A 17,036-nucleotide genomic window follows, 5' to 3' on the forward strand; every position below is an offset into this window, starting at 1 on the left:
CGGGGCCGGAGGGCTTCGCGCTTCGGTGCCCTTCGGAGATCCGCTACCGCCCGGCACGCCGTGCGGAGACGCGGGCGAGCGCCGCGAGATCCTTCTCGCCGTCGCCGTGGCTGATCGCCTCGATGAGGCCGTCGCGCAGCACGCTCGCGAAGGGCATCGGCACCCCCGCGCCCTCGGCGGCCTGGAGGGCGAGCCGCATGTCCTTGGCCCCGAGCTTGAGGAGGAAGCCCGGCGGCTCGTAGCGGTTCTGCGCGATCGAGGCGCCGTAGCCCTTGTAGACCGGCGAGGCGAACAGCGTGTTGGTCATCAGGTCGAGGAAGTCGGCGCCCGGGACGCCGTGGCCCTCCGTGAGGGCACAGGCCTCCGCCATGGCCTCGATCGCCGAGATCAGCATGAAGTTGCCGGCGAGCTTGACGGCGTTCGCCCGCGCCGGGTCGTCGCCGAAACGCCAGGTCCTGGCACCCATGGCGTCGAGGAGCGGGCCCGCGCGGTCGATCAGGGCCGCCGCCCCCGCCGTCACGATGTTGAGCTTGCCGGCCTCCGCCACGTCCGGCCGCCCGAAGACCGGCGCGGCGATGTAGGGGACGCCCGCCCGCTCGTGCACGGCGGCGAGCTGCCGGGCGAGCGCCACCGAGATCGTGCTCATGCCGATGTGCAGGCCCGGGCGCTCCGGCCGGTCGAGCAGGCCGCCGGCCACGATCACGGCTTCGAGCGCCGCGTCGTCGGCCAGCATGGTGATGACCGCGTCGCCGGCGAAGGCTTCGGCGGCGCTCGCCACCGGGGTGACGCCGTCGATGCCGCGCGCGGCCTCGGGCGAGCGGTTCCAGGCGCGGACCGTGTGACCCGCCCGCGCGAGGTTGGCGGCCATGGCGCGACCCATCCGCCCCAATCCGATGAATCCAACGTCCATGCCGTGCTCCTCGACGCGCTCTGCCGCCTGCCAACCTGGGTAACCCCGCGCGGCGGTCAACGGCGCCCGGCCGGATTTGCGCCGATCGCCGGCCGTGGCAAGCTCGACCCATGCTGCAGAATCGCATCACCGACATCCCCGGCCTGCGGGTCGGTCACGCCACCGATCTGCGGCTTGCGAGCGGCGTCACGGCGATCCTGTTCGATGATCCGGTGGTCGCCTCCGTCGACGTGCGCGGCGGCGGGCCGGGCACCCGCGAGACCGACCTGCTCGATCCCGAACGCACCGTGGAACGGATCGACGCCCTCGTCCTGTCCGGGGGCTCGGCCTTCGGTCTCGACGCGGCGGCCGGGGTGACGGCGTGGCTCGCCGAGGCCGGGCGCGGCTTCCCGGTCGGCGGCATGCGGGTGCCGATCGTTCCCGGCGCGATCCTGTTCGATCTGCCCAACGGCGGCGACAAGGCCTGGGGGCGCTACCCGCCCTACCGCGAACTGGGCTTCGCGGCCGCCGCGGCTGCGGCCGCGGACTTCGCCCTGGGCTCCGTCGGGGCCGGGACCGGCGCGCGCACGGGTCGGCTCAAGGGCGGGATCGGATCCGCCTCGACGCGGGTACCGGGCACGGACTTCCGGGTCGGGGCCCTCGCCGCCGTGAACGCCTTCGGCAACGCGACCGTCGGCGACGGCCCGCATTTCTGGGCCGCGCCCTTCGAGGAGGGTGACGAGTTCGGCGGCCTGGGCGCGCCGGCCCACGTTCCCGCCGAAGCCCACGCCTTCCCGATGCGCGCGCTGCCCGGCGCCGCCACGACGCTCGCCGTGGTGGCGACCGACGCGGCGCTGACCAAGGCGCAGTGCCGGCGCCTCGCGGTGGCGGCGCAGGACGGCCTCGCCCGCGCCCTCGTGCCGGCCCATACGCCGCTCGACGGCGATCTGGTCTTCGCCGTGGCGACCGGCGCCGTGCCCCTCGCCGACCCGGTGGTGGACCTCGCTCGCCTCGGAGATGTCGCCGCGCGGGTCCTGGCCCGGACCGTGGCGCGCGGGGTGTTCGCCGCGACGAGCCTGCCGGGGCTCGCGCCGTCGCCGCCCCTGGCGGGTGCGGGGCTTCCGCCGGCCTGGCGCGACCTCTACGGCGCCTGATCCGCCATGCCCGCTCCGGAACGAAGCGGCAGGACCGGGGTTACAGGGCGCGGCCGAAGGCCGTGTCGTGGCTCGGATCGCGCCGGGCCGCGACCTGTGCCAAACGGGAGGAGTCCTCATGAAAATGACCGGCCTGATCATCGCCGCGTCCGTCGCACTGTTCGCCGGCGGCGCCCAGGCGATGCCCGTGGCGCCGCTGTCCGGCGGCGACGCCTCGGTCACCCTCGTGCGCGGCGGGTGCGGGTTCGGCGCGCATCGCGGGCCGTATGGCGGCTGCCGCCTGAACCGCGGTCCGCGTGGTGCGATGCGCCGCGCCATGACCGGCGCGCCCCGCGGCTGCCCGCCCGGCCTCTACCGCGGCCCGCGGGGCTTCTGCCACCGCTGAGCGATGGCGTCGGTGCCGCCCGCCGGGGCGGCGCCGACGCACGACGGCGTCGGGTCCGACTGGAGTGCCCCCGGGGCGAGCGGAACGGAACCGCACGCTGGCGAGACGCCGGGAGGCTCGGACCCGCGTGGCGGCTCGGACGCGGCCCCGAGCCCCGGGCTTACTGCGGGACCGGTGTCTTGCGCCCCGCGTGCCATGTCGGCGGCGGTGCCGGTCCCCGCGCTCAGGCCGGTCGTTTCGGTCTCGAGGCGGCGCGTCTGCGTGGAGGCCGGCTCGGGCATCTTCTGCGGATCGGTGGCCCGCCTTCGGAGGAGCCGAGCGGGACCGACGGTCCGACCGACTTCAGAGAGCGCCGCTCGCCCTTGCGGGCGGCGGCGATGACGCTGGTCGTTCCGGGCGCCCGATCAGGTAGCCCTGGACGGCATCGCAGCCCAGTCGCCTGAGAAGCGCCAGCTGATCCGCATCCTCGACCCCTTCGGCAAGGGTGAGGATGTTCATGTCGCGGCCCATCTGGGTGATCGCCTTGATCACCGCCATCGAGTGGTTGTCCGTCAGTGCGGCCGCTACGAAGCTGCGATCGATCTTGATCCGGTCCAGAGGCAGATCGCGCAGGTGAGCGAGGGACGAGTAGCCGGTCCCGAAATCATCCATCGCGATCTTCAGACCGAGCTGGCGCAGGGCGGAGAGGGTGTGGGCGATCTGACGCCCGTCCTCGACCAGCGCCGTCTCCGTCAACTCGATCTCCAATCGGTGCGGCGGCAACCCGCTCTCGGCCAGAGCTGCGGTGATGTGGGCGAGAAGCATCGGCGAGCGGAACTGGACGGCCGACACGTTCACGGCGACATGCTGATGCGGCTGCCAGCGGGTGGCTTGGCGGCACGCCTCGCCCAGCACCCAGGTCCCGATCGGCACAATCAGCCCCGTCTCCTCCGCCACCGGGATGAAGCTTGCCGGCGCGACGAGACCCCGCGTCGGATGCTGCCACCGGATCAGCGCCTCGAAGCCGACGACAGCGTCATCGGCGAGGGCCATGATGGGCTGGTAGGCGAGATGAAACTGCCCCTCCGTCAAGGCGATCCGGATGTCGTTCTCCAGGGTGTGGCGCTCGGCGACGGCCTCCATCATGCCCGATGCGTAATGCGCTGCGCGTCCTCGTCCGTGACGCTTCGCCTCGTACAGAGCGATGTCGGCGCGCTGCAGCAGCTCTTCCGGACTCGACCGATCCGCGTTGTCGCTCAAGCCGATGCTGCAACCGACCATGACCGTGAGGTCGTTGAAGGCGTAGGGCTTCTCGACGTCCACGATGATGTCTTCGGCCAGGCGGCTCGCTGCATCGGCATCCGCCTGTGTGACCACGGCCATCTCGTCGCCGCCCAGGCGCGCCACGAACCCTGACGCGCCCGCTAGGGCGCGAAGGCGCGCGGCAACGGTGACGAGCAGGCGATCGCCGACGCCGTGACCGAACGTGTCGTTGACCGCCTTGAACCGATCGAGATCGATCAGCAGGAGCGTGAAGGCCTGTCCGGTCTCATGAACGAGCGCCATGTGTTCGATGAGCGAGCGGCGATTCGCCAGACCCGTGAGGGGATCACGGTAGGCGAGGTGCAGGATCTCTCGCTGCGCCTGCTTCTCCCGCGAAACATCGTCGAAGGTCAGCACCGCGCCATCGTCGATGGGCTGACAGGCGATGGACAGGATCCGGCCGTCGTCGAACGTATGCTCGACGAGCGTCTCCTCGCTCCGGGCCATCCAGGTCCGATGATTCGCCAGCACCCGCGCGATGCGGGTTTCGTCCCAAGCATTGGCGCGGCCGGTCACATCCAGAAACGTCGATAAGCTCATGCCTCGGGCCATGCTTCCCGGCGGCAGGTTGAGCATCGTGCACAGTTTCTCGTTGTACAACTCGACGACTTCGGCGCCGGAAACCTTCAGGATCCCGTTCGACATGTTCTGCAATGTCGTCGCCAGGATTCGCGCGTGCGTGGCCTCCTGCCCCTCGAAGCGCTTGGCAACCAGCAGGGCGAGCAATGTGCCGAGCAGGAGGATGGCGGCGCCCGCCGCGGCGAGGGCAGCGAGTTGGACCTGCATGATCGGCAGGAGCTGATCGGACCGCGCTCCGACCAGGGTGGTGCCGGCGATGGAGATGAAGTGCGTGCCGCAGACCGCGGACACGATGAGAAACAGGGTGACGAGCGGTGGACGGGCATGTCGCGCCACGGTCCGAGCCAACGCCATACAGATGCCGCCGATGAGGCTCGCCAGGATGTCGAGGTCGGGCGATTGCGTTTGGCTGCAGCCCCTCAACGCGGCCATGCCGATGAGGTGCATGCCGCCGATCCCCAAGCCCGCCGCCGCGCCGGCTGCTGCGCGCGTCCATGTCCGCGCGCATTGCGTCGACAGGGCCAGCGGCCCGCCGACCGCGACAATGGCCACGGCCGCGGAGCCCAGGGTCGTCGCTGCCTCGTAATTCAGAAGGAGGTCGGTCCGGTACCCGAGCATCGCGACGAAGTGGGTGGTCCAAACGCCGGTCCCGGCAACCACGGCCGTTCCGAGTTGCCAGCGCCTCCTGACACGCGCCGAAGCGCTCTCCGCTTGCCGGATGAAGTGGACGAGCAGCCACGCACTGAAAAAGCAGATGACCATCGCCGCCAGGGCGAAACCGGCCGCCTGACTGTCCAGAAGGGCTGCGACGAAGAGATCCATAGGATCATCATGCACCACAAAGATGTGCGCAAACTAAATCATCATCGTGAAGAATTCTCTGGGCGTACCCCCACAGACGGCCGGGTGTAACAACTAAAAATTGAAGGTGTCGGGCAAGCTCGGATGTCTTGCCGAACGGCGTCAAAATCTGCCGGTTTCGACCGCCGGAGCTCCGAGTCTCCACGACGTCGAAGCTCCGGGCGTGAACGCGGCCGATTCGCTGTTCCGGAATACTGAGGACTACAGCCAGCCGCCCATACCGTCGGTAAAAGGCCGAAAGAATGTTTTCGCGCTTCGCGATGTCTCGAATTGTTCTCGAAGAAATGATCGGTCTCAATTTTCGTGAGAAGGCCTATCGCGCCGCCTGTGACATAGCGAATGCCGCGCCGGATCCGGCAGGTTTGGCCGGACCATGGAGTCTCGCGACGGCCTGGCTCTTTTTCCTGTCGCTATCTAACGCATTTATTGGCCGAAATTATAGTAATTAAGCCTAGTCGTTGTATTGAATGTCGGGCATTCGTCGGATGGATGTGATCGCCGCGCATGCGGCTGGAACGGCGACGTTGATGCGCGGGCCGGATCCTTGCCGGGACGCCAATCGCGCCGGTGCGCTATGGCGTGTGATTGGCCCGGATCTACAAAAGATCTTCGCCGTCCCCACCCTGCTCCGGGGCTGACCGGCGCAGGCGTGATCCTGCTTCCGCCTGCGGGTCGTCCCGCACGGGGCAGTGTCACGGCATCCCGGTCGATGCTGCCCGCGCCGTCCTCGCGCGCGGCCAAGCGAACCACGACCGAATGCGGCCTCCCGGTGTCGCGCAACCGGAGGACTTCGCCGCGCCCGCGAGGGGGCGGCGGCGTCTCACACCTCGGCGCGGGCCTCCTCCAGCAACTGCGCCAGCCCGGCATCCACCTCCGCGGCCAGCATCCGGCGCTCGGCGTCGGTGAGATCCTTGGCCCAGGCCCCGCTGCCGAACCCCTCCGTGCAGCGCGCCCGCTCGGAGGCGAAATAGGCTTCGGTCTCGGCCGGCCGCGTCTTCATGGCGTGGACGAGGCCGAACCACGCCGCCCGCTCCACCACCGCCAGCCGTGCCCGCAGGCGGATGGACACCGCCTTGTCCGCATCGATCCCGGAATCGCTCATGGTCTCTCTCCGCCCTCCTGCTCCGCGAGCTGCGCGAGCAGGCCCTGAAGCTGTCCCGGAACCGGCTCGTTCGCCGAACGCGCGTAGAGGACGCGCAGTTGCCGGCCGATCTCCGCGAGGCTCATGGAGCCCTTGGCGATCACCCGGTCGGCCTGCCGGTTCAGGCTCTCCTTCTCGGCGGTGGTGATCTCCTTGGCGGTCAGCACCACCACGGGCACGTCGCCATCGGGCCGCGAGCGGAGCGCCCGCAGGAAGCCGAACCCGTCCATCTCGGGCATCATCAGGTCGAGCAGGATCAGGCTCGGCCGGGCCTGGCTGAAGCGTTCCAGGGCGATCCGGCCGTTCTCCGCCTCGTCGACGGTCCAGCCCTCCCGGCCGAGGGAGCGGCGCAGGCGCTCCCGGGCATCCGCATCGTCATCCACCACGAGGACCCGTGCCTCGTTCGGCGCCTCGGGCCGGTAGCGCTCCATCAGGCCCTTGAGCCGGTCCCAGTCGATCGGCTTGACGAAATAGTCGGTGGCGCCGAGCGCCTGGCCGAGCCCCTGCTCGGCCACCACCGAGGTCATGATCACCGGGGTCCCGGCCAGTTCGGGATCGTTGCGCACGGCGTGAAGCACCGCCCAGCCGTCCATGCGGGGCATCTCGACGTCGAGCAGGATCGCCCGCGGCCGGAGCGCCCGGGCGAGCGTCAGGCCGGCGCGGCCGTCATTGGCGCTGCGGACGTGGAAGCCCTCGCGCTCCAGGAAGCGCTGGAGCAGCTCCCGGGCGGCCGGATCGTCGTCGACCAGCAGCACCGTCTCGTGCTCCTCGTGCGGCTCCACCGGCGTGAGAGCCTCGGCCTCGGCCGTCGGCGCATCCTCGGGGCTCAGGATCGCGGGCAGGCGGACCGTGAAGGTCGCCCCCGCCCCCGGAACGCTGGTGACGCCGATGTCGCCGCCCATCGCCTCGCAGAAGGCGCGGGTGATGGCGAGTCCGAGACCCGTGCCGCCGAACTGGCGGGTGGTCGAGTCGTCGGCCTGGACGAAGCGCTCGAACAGCCGCCCGATCTGGGTCTCGGTCATGCCGATCCCGGTATCGGCGACCGCGAAGGACAGCCAGTCCGCCCCCTCTTCCCGGTGCCGCCGCACCGTCAGGGTGATCGTCCCCTTCTCGGTGAACTTGGCGGCGTTGCCGAGCAGGTTCACGAGGCACTGGCGGATCTTGGTCTGATCCTGGTGCATGGACCCGAGATCGGCGCCCGCCCCTTCGCCGGCATCGAGGACGAAGCGGTTGCCCTTCTTCTCCATCAGTGAACCGGTGGAATCGCCGACATCGCGGAGCAGGTCCGCCACCGCGAAGGTCTCGGCCGAGGCGGTCATGCGGCCGGCCTCGATCTTCGAGATGTCGAGGACGTCGTTGATCAGCGACAGCAGGTGGCGCGCGGCCGCCTCGATCTTGCGCAGGTCGGGCAGGAGGGCGGCCTGGCCGATATCCTCCAGCTCCTCGCCGAGCATCTCGGAATAGCCGATCACCGCCGAGAGCGGCGTGCGCAGCTCGTGGCTCATGTTGGCGATGAACTGGCTTTTCGCCCGGTTGGCCGCCTCGGCGGCCTGGCGGGCGCGCTCCACGGCCTCCTCGGCCTCCTTCCGGTCGGTGACGTCGACGCAGGTGCCGACCCATTCCCGGAGGGAACCGTCCTCGGCGAGGACCGGCACGCCGCGCACCTCCATGGTGCGCCAGGCCCCGTCGTGGCGGCGCAGCCGGTACTCGACCTCGTAGAGCGCCCGCGCCTCCACGGAGGCGGCCCAGGCATCGGCCGCGTGACCCCGGTCCTCGGGATGGACGGCATCCAGCCAGCCCCAGCCCTGGTAGGCCTCCTCGGTCTGGCCGGTATAGATGCTCCAGCGGACCTGCGGCGGCATCAGCTCGCCCGCCGCGTTGGTGTTCCAGATCACCGCCGCCGAGGCGTCGACCAGCGCCCGGAACCGCTGCTCGGAATGGCGCAGGCGCTCCTCGATGGCGCGGCGGCCGGTGATGTCGGTGTTGGTCCCGTACCAGCGCAGGATCCGCCCGGATTCGTCCCGGTGCGGCAGCGCCTTCGACAGGAACCAGCGATAGGTCCCGTCCCGCCCGCGCAGGGGGAACGTGTCCTCCCAGGACCGGCCCAGGGTGATCGCGGCCCGGTAGCGCTCGGTCACCGCCTCGACGTGATCCGGGTGATGGACCGTGCGCCAGCCCCATCCCCGCATGTCCTCGAGGGACGTGCCGGTGAAATCGTACCAGCGCTGATTGTACCAGATGATCGTGCCGTCAGCCTCGGCGATCCAGGCGAGCTGCGGCAGCGTCTCGGCGAGGTTGCGGTAATCGGCATCCGTGACGGATCCTGGGCCGCTCTCAGTCTCGCTCATCGACCCGACGCTGTCCCGTCATCCGCCCCAGCGGCGGCCTATACCAGTATTCCTTATACACGCATCGCGCCCGGATCCGACCGCGGCGACGCCGCGGCCGGCAGGCGGCGAAACCGCAGGGCGTCCACCGTGTAGAGCGCGAGCGCCACCCAGATCAGCGCCAGCATGAGCGCCCGGTGCGGCTCGACGTGCTCGCCGTAGACGAGGACGCTGAGGAGAAGCAGGCAGGTGGGCGCCACGTATTGCAGCAGGCCGAGGGTGGTGAGCCGCAGGCGCACCGCCGCGGCGGCGAACCAGATCAGCGGCAGCGCGGTGGTCAGGCCCGTGAGCATCAGGAGCGCGCGGTCGCCCGGCGCGGACGGCAGGAACGGCTCGGGCGAGAGGACGAGCCAGACGATGGCGGCCGGCAGGAGCAGGAGGGTCTCGGCCAGGAATCCGACCAGCGCGTCGACGGCGACGATCTTCCGGGCGAGCCCGTAGAGCGCGAAGCTCACCGCCAGCGACAGCGACATGAGGGGCAGCTCACCGGCCCAGACCACCGCGACGGCGACGCCCGTCGCGGCGATGCCGATGGCCAGCGCCTGCGCCGGCCGCAGCCGCTCGCCCAGCACCACCCGCCCGAACGCCACGCTGACCAGGGGATTGATGTAGTAGCCGAGGCTCGCGTCGAGCAGGTGCCCGCTGCTGACCGCGTAGAGGTAGAGCAGCCAGTTCACGCCGATCATGGCCGCCGAGAGCAGCAGGAGCGCGTGCCGCTTGCGCAGCGGGAACGGCAGGTTCAGGCGGTGGCGCGCCGCGAGGACCAGCGCCAACGCGCCGGCGAACAGGCTCGACCAGACGATGCGCTCCGCCAGGATATGATACGGGGTGTAGGCCCCGAGCATCCGGAAATGCACCGGAACCAGGAGGCCCCAGCTCAGATAGGCGGCGAGCGCGTAGACGAGGCCCACGGCGTCCTCCCGGTCGACCCGGATGGGCGGCCGGGTCGGCGGGCTTTAGCGTGCCGGGCCAGTCCCTGTCAGGGGGTGCCGCGCAGGGCAGCCATCCGGCGGTCGCGGTCGGGTCTTCACGCCGCGCGGATCGTGGCGAGGAAGCGCCGAACCTCACCGCCGAGGTCCGCGGATTGGCGGGCCAGCGCGGCGGCGCAGGCCTGCACCCGATCGGCGGCCGTCCCGGTCTCTCCGGCAGCCGCGGCAACGGCCGCCATGGTGGTGGTCACCGCGCGGGTGCCGGTGGAGGCCTGCACGACGTTGCGGGCGATCGCCCGGGTGGCCGCCTCCTGCTGCGTCACCGAGGCCGCGACGCTGGCGGCGACCCCGTCGATCTCGCGGATCCGTGCGGTGATCGCGGCGATCACCGCGACCGCCTGATCGGTCACGCCCTGGATGCGGCCGATCTGTCCCGAGACGTCGCCCGTCGCCTGGGCCGCCTGCGCGGCGAGGTCCTTCACCTCGCTCGCCACGATCGCGAAGCCCCGTCCCGCCGCTCCGGCGCGGGCCGCCTCGATGGTGGCGTTGAGCGCCAGCAGGTTGGTCTGACGCGCGATGGCCCCGATCAGCTCCACCACCGCGCCGACCTTGGCGGCGGCGGCGCTGAGATCCTGCACGAGGGTCGCGGTCCGATCCGCTTCGACGACGGCGCTCTGAGCGAGGATGGCCGAGCCGCCGATCTGCCGGCCGATCTCCGCCACGGTGGTTTCGAGTTCCTCGGCGGCGGCCGCCACCGTGCCGACGTCGCGCGCGGCCGTCTCGGCGGCACCCGCGACCGCCGTGGATTCGCCGACGGTCCGCGTCGCCGTGACGGTCATGGTCCGGGCGGTGGTCTGGAGGGCGGCGATCGACTCCGACACCAAGCCGATGATGCGTCCCACCGTCAGCTCGAAGCCCTCGGCGAGCCGCAGGAGGGTCCGGCTGCGGTCGGCGGCGGCGTCCTCGGCCTGCCGCCGCGCGGCCTCTGCCTGCTCGACGGCCTTCCGCGCGACGAGGGCCTTGATGCCCGCGACGGCGCTGCCGATGGCACCGATCTCGTCGCTGCGCCGCGCTTCCGGGACCTCCGCGTCGAGCCGCCCGGCCGACATGGCTTTCAGAGCGGCCGTCAACCGGCCGAGGGGGCGGGCGACGCCGACATGCACCACCAGAACACCGATCAGGATGCTGGCGGCGATGCCGCCCGCCGACAGGCTGATCGCCCAGGACAAGGTCGTGCGGGTGTCCGCGCTGAGGGCCGCGGAACCCGTGCGGATCGACGTGCTCAGATCGTCCACGAAGGCGTCGAGGGCGGCAAACAGCGTCTTCTGGAGCGGATCCACCTGCGTGTGCGCCAGCGTCAGGGCCTGGGCGCTCATGCCCTTCTTGGCCATGGCGCACATCTCGCCGGTGAGTGCGATGTAGGTGCCCAGGAGCGTCGCGATCCGGTCGGTCCGAGCGTCAAATGTCGGGGCGTTCCGGCGCACGCCGTCGAGGAGGCGTGCGGCTTCGGCCGGAAGGGGCTCGAACGCGGCGCCGATGCGGTCCGACGCGTCCGGATCGGCCTCGCCGAGGGTGCGGAAGGCCACGTAGCTCATCTGATAGACCACGCGTCCGAGGCGTGCCGCCATCGTGGCCGCCGTGGCGTCGTTGCCGAGATAGGCGCTGTAGGCCGCATCGGCCACGGTCATCCGTTTGGAGATGTACCATAGAAAGCCGACCGCATTCACCGCGATGAAGGCGAACGCGAAGGCGATCTTGACGGCAATGGGGAACTTGAAGTGGCGACGCACTGGGAAAAACTCCGCGCTGCCGCTGCTTATGTGTTAGCGGATGGCGAAGTCGATTGCGAACGCGGGGCTTGGGACGGATCGGACATCGAATGGGATTGTCGCGCAATCTTTCATCCGGGACGTGTGGATTGATTTCGCGTTCAACCGTCGGCGCGTCGAATCGCGGCACGTTCCGCGTGTTCGGACGAGTGCGCCCCGGCGGGCCGTCGCGCGCGCGACATCTTCCCCGCGCGGCGGCACTCTTTCAGGGGGCCAGCCAGCCGCCCTGCCATGCCGACCCGCACCGGTGCCAGGCGGCCCGCCGGTGACCGCGGCGGTCGAGGTAGAGGAAATCCAGGCGCTCCACCCGGACCAGCACGGCGGCGAAATGCGGCCGTCCCAGCGCCCCGGCCGCGGCCTCGTCCGGCAGGGCGTAGGCGTCCCCCGCCGGCAGGGCCGTGCCCGGGCCGGGTTCGCTCCCGTAACAGACCCGGCTCATCGCCCGGGACCCGGCCCAGGCCGCCTCGGCCACCGCGTCGTCGACGTGCAGCGCGGCGCGCCCCTCGATGCGGATCTGGATCTTCGTCGCCTCGTCGTAGGCCGTGAGCGCGCAGGCCGGGTTCGCCAGGATCTCGGCGGCCTTGTCGGAGCGGCGGTCGCAGTGGAACCGGAGGGTTCCGGCATCCCGGTCGGCGGCGCGCAGCACCACCGTGCGCAGCCGCGGGCCGCCCGCCGCGCCGAGCGTCGCCACCACCGGCAGGTGGAACCCGCTGCGGCCGTGCGCGGCGCCGTCCGCCAGATGGCCCCAAAGCGCCGCGAACGTCGCGTCCAGGTCGTCGTAATAGGCGGGCAGCGGCGCGCGGCTCATGGGCTGCCGCGCCTCCGCCGCCGCTCGCGGAAGATCAGCGCGAGGTTGCGCAGGTAGATCCCGGTGGAGAGCCCCTGGCCGATGATGATCACCGGCTCGCGGCGCACGAACCCGTAGACCAGGGTCATCAGCCCGCCGAGGATCGACAGGAACCAGAACGACAGCGGCATCACGCTCCGCCCGGCCCGCTCGCTGGCGATCCATTGCAGGATGAAGCGCGAGCCGAACACCACCTGTGCGACGATGCCGAAGACCAGCCAGAAGTCGAGCCGGGTGACGAACACGTCGTAGAAATAGGCCGGCAGATCGTGGGCGAGCTGGATCAGCATCCGACGTCCTGGTCTGCGGGTTGGCCGGCCGGGTCGACGATCTCCTCGGGCCGCGGATCGGCACGCTTGCGCCGGATCAGCCACCAGACCCCGGCGAGATCGAGGAGCCCGACCCAGAGGCGGTCGAACAGGCCGTAATTGGACACCCCCGTCATCCGCGGCCGGTCGACCACGTCGCGGTGGACCACCGAAAAGCCCTCCCGGGCCACCAGGGCCGGCATGAACCGGTGGAGGGCGTCGAAATACGGCAGCCTGAGATACACGGCGCGCCGGAACACCTTCAGGCCGCAGCCGGTATCGCGGGTGGCGTCGTTGAGGATCCGCCCGCGGACGCCGTTGGCGATCCGGGACTGGAGCATCTTGAACGGGCCATCCTTGCGGCCGCGCCGCTGACCCTGGGCGAGGCCGGCGCCGGGCCCCGCCGCCTCCAGGGCTTCCAGCAGGGCGGGGATGAAGGCCGGATCGTTCTGGCCGTCGCCATCGAGGGTCGCGACGATCGCGCCGCGGGCCGCGAGAACGCCGCTGCGCACCGCCGCCGACTGGCCGCCGCTCCGGGCGTGGCGCAGCGCCCGCAGCCAGGGGCGCCCGGCCCGGGCCGCCGCGAGGGCCGCCGGGGTGCCGTCGGTGGAGCCGTCATCCACGTAGATCAGCTCGAAGGCCAGCCCCGCGCAGGCGGCCTCGATCTCGGCCACCAGGGGCGCGATGTTGCCGGCCTCGTTCTTGACCGGCACGACGACGCTGAGATGGGGATTCGCGTTCACGGGGCCACCGCGTAGGCCGTCACGAAGACCCGGCGGCCGGTATTGAGGTTGAAACCCTCGACCTCCGCCAGGGGGGCGGGTGCGCCGCGCCCCACCGGCCAGGCCGCGTTGAAGTCGTCGCGGTCCCGGGATTCCACGAAGAGCAGGCGGCAGCCGCCGCCTTCCAGGAAGGATCGCGCCGCGGCGCCGTCGGGCGGCAGGGCGAGGCCGGTGCCGATCAGGAACACGAGGCTCGGCTCGCGGTAGCCCAGGCTCGCTACCTGTGGGTTCGGGCAAGGCACCCGGTCGCGCAGGGCCGCGAGCCGGGGCGAGACCTTCAAAGCCGGCAGCGAACGCTGCGCCACGCCGAGCACCGCCGGACCGAGCAGGGCCGAGGCCAGGACCCCGAGCGCGAGGGCGCGCTCGGCGGATCCCTGCGCGAAGGCGAGCCAGGCCAGGATCGCGACCGCGCAGGCGGCGGCGAGCAGGGGCAGAGCCGGCCACGGGATGGTGTGGGCGTCGAGGCGCCAGCCCGCGAGGCAGAGGCCGAGGCTGAGCGCGACCGGGATCGCCGGCACCAGCAGGGCCGTCAGGCGCGCGCCCCGCAGGCGCGGATCCAGCGCTCCGCGGGACAACGCCAGCACGGTGAGGATCGCGAGCCAGGGCATCAGCGGCAGCACGTAGTGGGGCAGCTTGGTGGGCACCGCCTCGAAGATCAGCCATGCCGGCAGCACCGCGGCGATGAGGAAGGCCACGGCGGGCTCCCGCCGCGCCCGCCACGCGAAGGGCAGGCTCATGGCCGCGAAGGCCGCCCCGGGCCAGAAGGTGGCGAAGAACACGAGCGCGTAGGCTCCGGGTGGCCCCCAGTGCCGCTCCGCCGCCCCGCCGACCTTGCCGAGCATGTCGTGCCCGACGGCCTCGGCGTAGAAGGCACCGCCGCTCTTCCAGGTGATCGCCGCGAACCAGGGCGCCACCAGCAGGAGCGTGAGGGCGAGGCCCGGCCAGGGCCGGAGGGGCAGCAGCCAGCGGGCGGATCGCGCCCGAAGCGACAGGCCGAGCGCCGGCAGCGCGACGAAGAGCGGCACCATCGGCCCCTTCACCAGGATCCCGACCGCCATCCCGAGCCAGAATGCCGCAAAGGTTGATCCGGAGGTCGGCCCTGAGGTCGGTGTGCCGTCCCGCGGCGCCAGCCACGCGCGGGCGAGTGCGGCGAGGCTCGCGGTGGCGCAGGCGGCGAGCAGGGCGTCGGTCTTGGCGAGGTGTGCCTCGGCCGAGAGCATCAGGCAGGCGCCGTAGAGGGCGGCCGCCAGCAGTGCGGGCCGGCGGGGCAAGAAGGCCAGCGCCCCCCAGTAGGCGAGCAGCACCGAGGCGATGGCGCCGATCAGCGAGGGGATGCGGTACAGGGCGATCTGGGTGCGGGCCCCGGGCACGCCCAGCGCCTCGCCGGCCGCCACGGCGGCGGCCTGGGCCCAGTAGATCCCCACCGGCTTCTTGTGTCGCGCCTCGCCCTGGAAGCGGATATCCACGAGGTCGCCGCTCTCCAGCATCTGCTTCGAGGCCTGGGCGAAGCGCGGCTCGTCCCGATCCATCGGCTGCAGGGAGATCTGGCCCGGCAGGAACAGGATCAGGCACAGCGCCAGCAGGGCGGCGACGGCCCGGCCATGGGTGAGGCTCAGCGCGTCGAGTCCGCGGCCGATCCGGTCGACTGGGGCGAGGCGCGGAGCGCCGTCGGCGGAGAGGCTCGTGGTCATGCCGGGCCGGTCAATCAGGATCGGGCGGGAAGGTCAAATGCAGCCGCGTCGTCGCCGGTCGCCCCCCGCCGTCGGCGCCCCGATCCGCCTACGTGGCGGCCCGCAGGCGCGCGAAGCCGGCATCGAGGTCGGCCTTGAGGTCGGCGGTGTCCTCGAGGCCGATATGGAAGCGCAGGGCCGGTCCGCCGGGCGCCCACTTCGTGGCGGTCCTGTAGCCGGCACAGTCGAACGGGATCACGAGGCTCTCGAAGCCGCCCCAGGAGAAGCCCATCCCGAACAGCTGCAGCCCGTCCAGCATGGCGGCCAAAGCCACCTCGGGCACCGGCTTGAGGATCACGCCGAACAGGCCCGAGGCGCCCGCGAAGTCGCGCGTCCAGATCGCGTGGCCGGGATCCTCGGGCAGGCCGGGATGGAGCACCCGCAGCACCTCGGGCCGCGCCTGGAACCATCGGGCCATCTCCAGCCCGGCGCGGCCGTGCTCGCGCAGGCGCAGGTTCATGGTGCGCAGGCCGCGCAGCGCCAGGAAGATGTCCTCGGCGCCGGCGCACATGGCGAAATGGTCGAAGGTGCGGCGCACGGCCGGGTAGTAGCGCGCGTTGGCGGAGGTCAGGCCGATCAGCAGGTCCGAGCCGCCGCTCAGGTACTTGGTTCCGGCCTCCACGGCGATGTCGACCCCGCGCTCATGCGGCGGGAACAGCAGCGGCGTCGCCCAGGTGTTGTCCATGATCACGCAGGCGTCGCGGGCGTGCGCGACCTCGGCGATCGCGGGAACGTCCTGCATCTCGAAGCTCTGCGAGCCGGGGGCCTCGACCAGCACGGCCCGGGTGTTCGGGCGCATCAGGTCCGCGATGCCGGCCCCGATGATCGGGTCGTAATAGGTGACCTCGACGCCGTAGCGCGCCAGCACGCCGTCGCAGAACTGGCGGGTCGGCCGGTAGGCGGAATCGGTGACGAGGAGATGGTCGCCCGCCGAGACCGCGGCCATCAGCGCGACGGTGAGCGCCGCGAGGCCCGAGGGCGTCACGACGGTGCCGGCGGCGCCGGCGAGTTCCGTCCAGGCGGTCGTCAGCGCGTCCATGGTGGGCGTCGCCGAGGTGCCGTAATTGTAGCGCCCGCGCCGGTTCTTGATCGCGTCGTAGGTCGGATAGAGGACCGTCGAGCCCCGATAGATCGGCGTGTTCACGAAGCCGTGCTGCTCGCCCGGATCGCGGCCCGCATGCACGAGGCGCGTCGCGGGCGCGAAGGTCTGCTGGGCGTCGGGCGAAGGCTTCAGGGACATCGAGGCTCGGTGATCGCGTTGCGGTGCACCGCACGAAGCGCGCCGCATCCGGCGAGGTCAAGCCGGACGCGGCGTTCCGCAGCCCTGAGACGTTGTGTTTGCCGCGCTCACGGGGTCTCGGGCGAATCGGAGACGGCGGCCTCCTCGTAGGCCTCCATCCAGGCGGCACGCTCCTGGGAGCCTTCCGGATAGGGGCATTCGCTCACGGGTTTTCCGTAGAGGCGCGCGTTGCGGCCCTGGATGAACGGGCTGTCGCTCGCGGTGGCCTGGACGTTGGTCAATATCGCCTCCCGAAGACTTGAGGGTGGGGCTTCGTTAACGGCCGCGCCGTAAATCTGTTGCCGTCTCAAGTCGCGTCCCGGGTCGTTGCGTGCGTATCCTGCGTTCCCTCCTCGGCGCCGTCCTCGTCCTCGTCTCGACGGCGACCGTCGCCCTCGTCAGCGCCGATCGGCTCGCCCATCTGGCGCCGGCGCCCGTGGTCCGCGCCGCCCAGGCCGAGCCGTCGGCGACGGGGTCGATCCCGGCTCCGGTCAAGGCCCCGCCCGCGCCGAAGCCGGCCGTGCCCAGCATCCCGAACGGGTTCGACACCGAGCGGCTCCACGCGCTGATGCGCGGCGACCCGATCCTGACGGGCCGCTGAGCACCGTCACGCCTGTCCCGCCCCGGATCGCAT

At 71.4% G+C, this 17,036-nt stretch carries 15 protein-coding genes; 3 read left to right on the plus strand and 12 right to left on the minus strand.

Annotated elements, in window-relative coordinates:
* Positions 1 to 43: 43 nt before the first annotated feature.
* Positions 44 to 910 carry an NAD(P)-dependent oxidoreductase gene (locus P9K36_RS12595; RefSeq protein WP_043352276.1) on the minus strand — a complete coding sequence of 289 codons (867 nt, stop codon included), beginning with the start codon at positions 908 to 910 and terminating at the stop codon, positions 44 to 46.
* A gap of 110 nt (positions 911 to 1,020) precedes the next feature.
* Between P9K36_RS12595 and P9K36_RS12600 the strand changes: the two genes are divergently transcribed.
* Together P9K36_RS12600 and P9K36_RS12605 are read left to right on the plus strand one after the other, a co-directional pair.
* Positions 1,021 to 2,043, plus strand: a complete 1,023-nt coding sequence (locus P9K36_RS12600; RefSeq protein ID WP_053609792.1) for a P1 family peptidase — start codon at positions 1,021 to 1,023, stop codon at positions 2,041 to 2,043.
* Between the two features lie 118 nt (positions 2,044 to 2,161).
* Entirely contained in the window at positions 2,162 to 2,428 is a 267-nt protein-coding gene (locus tag P9K36_RS12605) for a hypothetical protein (RefSeq protein WP_051044832.1), read from the plus strand.
* Between the two features lie 342 nt (positions 2,429 to 2,770).
* Here P9K36_RS12605 and P9K36_RS12610 read toward each other — a convergent pair whose 3' ends face one another.
* The 11 genes from P9K36_RS12610 to P9K36_RS12660 form a co-directional block, all read right to left on the minus strand.
* Complete coding sequence (locus tag P9K36_RS12610; RefSeq protein WP_111473921.1) at positions 2,771 to 5,131, minus strand: EAL domain-containing protein; 2,361 nt, start codon at positions 5,129 to 5,131, stop codon at positions 2,771 to 2,773.
* An 859-nt stretch (positions 5,132 to 5,990) separates the two neighbouring features.
* Positions 5,991 to 6,272 (minus strand): hypothetical protein, encoded by a 282-nt coding sequence (locus P9K36_RS12615; protein ID WP_043757390.1) that lies wholly within the window; start codon positions 6,270 to 6,272, stop codon positions 5,991 to 5,993.
* The gene (locus P9K36_RS12620; protein ID WP_043757393.1) at positions 6,269 to 8,659 is read right to left on the minus strand and encodes a PAS domain-containing hybrid sensor histidine kinase/response regulator; all 2,391 of its coding nucleotides are present in this window, start codon (positions 8,657 to 8,659) and stop codon (positions 6,269 to 6,271) included. The genes P9K36_RS12615 and P9K36_RS12620 overlap by 4 nt, the downstream gene beginning before the upstream one ends.
* A gap of 53 nt (positions 8,660 to 8,712) precedes the next feature.
* A complete protein-coding gene (gene rarD / locus P9K36_RS12625) occupies positions 8,713 to 9,609 on the minus strand; it encodes an EamA family transporter RarD (protein ID WP_278307131.1) in 897 nt (298 codons plus the stop codon).
* Positions 9,610 to 9,725: 116 nt separating this feature from the next.
* Positions 9,726 to 11,417, minus strand: coding sequence for a methyl-accepting chemotaxis protein (locus P9K36_RS12630; RefSeq protein ID WP_043757397.1), 1,692 nt, complete (start codon positions 11,415 to 11,417; stop codon positions 9,726 to 9,728).
* A 244-nt stretch (positions 11,418 to 11,661) separates the two neighbouring features.
* Positions 11,662 to 12,264, minus strand: a complete 603-nt coding sequence (locus tag P9K36_RS12635) for a pyridoxamine 5'-phosphate oxidase family protein (RefSeq protein ID WP_043349369.1) — start codon at positions 12,262 to 12,264, stop codon at positions 11,662 to 11,664.
* Positions 12,261 to 12,593, minus strand: coding sequence for a lipid-A-disaccharide synthase N-terminal domain-containing protein (locus P9K36_RS12640; RefSeq protein ID WP_043349371.1), 333 nt, complete (start codon positions 12,591 to 12,593; stop codon positions 12,261 to 12,263). The genes P9K36_RS12635 and P9K36_RS12640 overlap by 4 nt, the downstream gene beginning before the upstream one ends.
* Entirely contained in the window at positions 12,587 to 13,354 is a 768-nt protein-coding gene (locus tag P9K36_RS12645; protein ID WP_043757399.1) for a glycosyltransferase, read from the minus strand. Before P9K36_RS12645 ends, P9K36_RS12640 begins: the two co-directional genes overlap by 7 nt.
* A complete protein-coding gene (locus tag P9K36_RS12650; protein WP_043757402.1) occupies positions 13,351 to 15,084 on the minus strand; it encodes a glycosyl transferase in 1,734 nt (577 codons plus the stop codon). The genes P9K36_RS12645 and P9K36_RS12650 overlap by 4 nt, the downstream gene beginning before the upstream one ends.
* Positions 15,085 to 15,172: 88 nt before the next feature.
* A complete protein-coding gene (gene metC / locus P9K36_RS12655; protein ID WP_043757405.1) occupies positions 15,173 to 16,363 on the minus strand; it encodes a cystathionine beta-lyase in 1,191 nt (396 codons plus the stop codon).
* Positions 16,364 to 16,470: 107 nt separating this feature from the next.
* On the minus strand, positions 16,471 to 16,644 hold the full coding sequence (locus tag P9K36_RS12660) for an Rmf/CrpP family protein (protein WP_164706383.1): 174 nt from the start codon (positions 16,642 to 16,644) through the stop codon (positions 16,471 to 16,473).
* Positions 16,645 to 16,733: 89 nt separating this feature from the next.
* Here P9K36_RS12660 and P9K36_RS12665 point away from each other — a divergent pair, with 89 nt between their 5' ends.
* Positions 16,734 to 17,003: a hypothetical protein gene (locus tag P9K36_RS12665; RefSeq protein WP_043757407.1), complete on the plus strand. Its 270-nt coding sequence runs from the start codon at positions 16,734 to 16,736 to the stop codon at positions 17,001 to 17,003.
* The last annotated feature ends 33 nt before the right edge of the window (positions 17,004 to 17,036 follow it).

Origin of the sequence: Methylobacterium sp. 391_Methyba4, from assembly GCF_029691625.1 — a bacterium.
Lineage (GTDB): Bacteria > Pseudomonadota > Alphaproteobacteria > Rhizobiales > Beijerinckiaceae > Methylobacterium > Methylobacterium fujisawaense.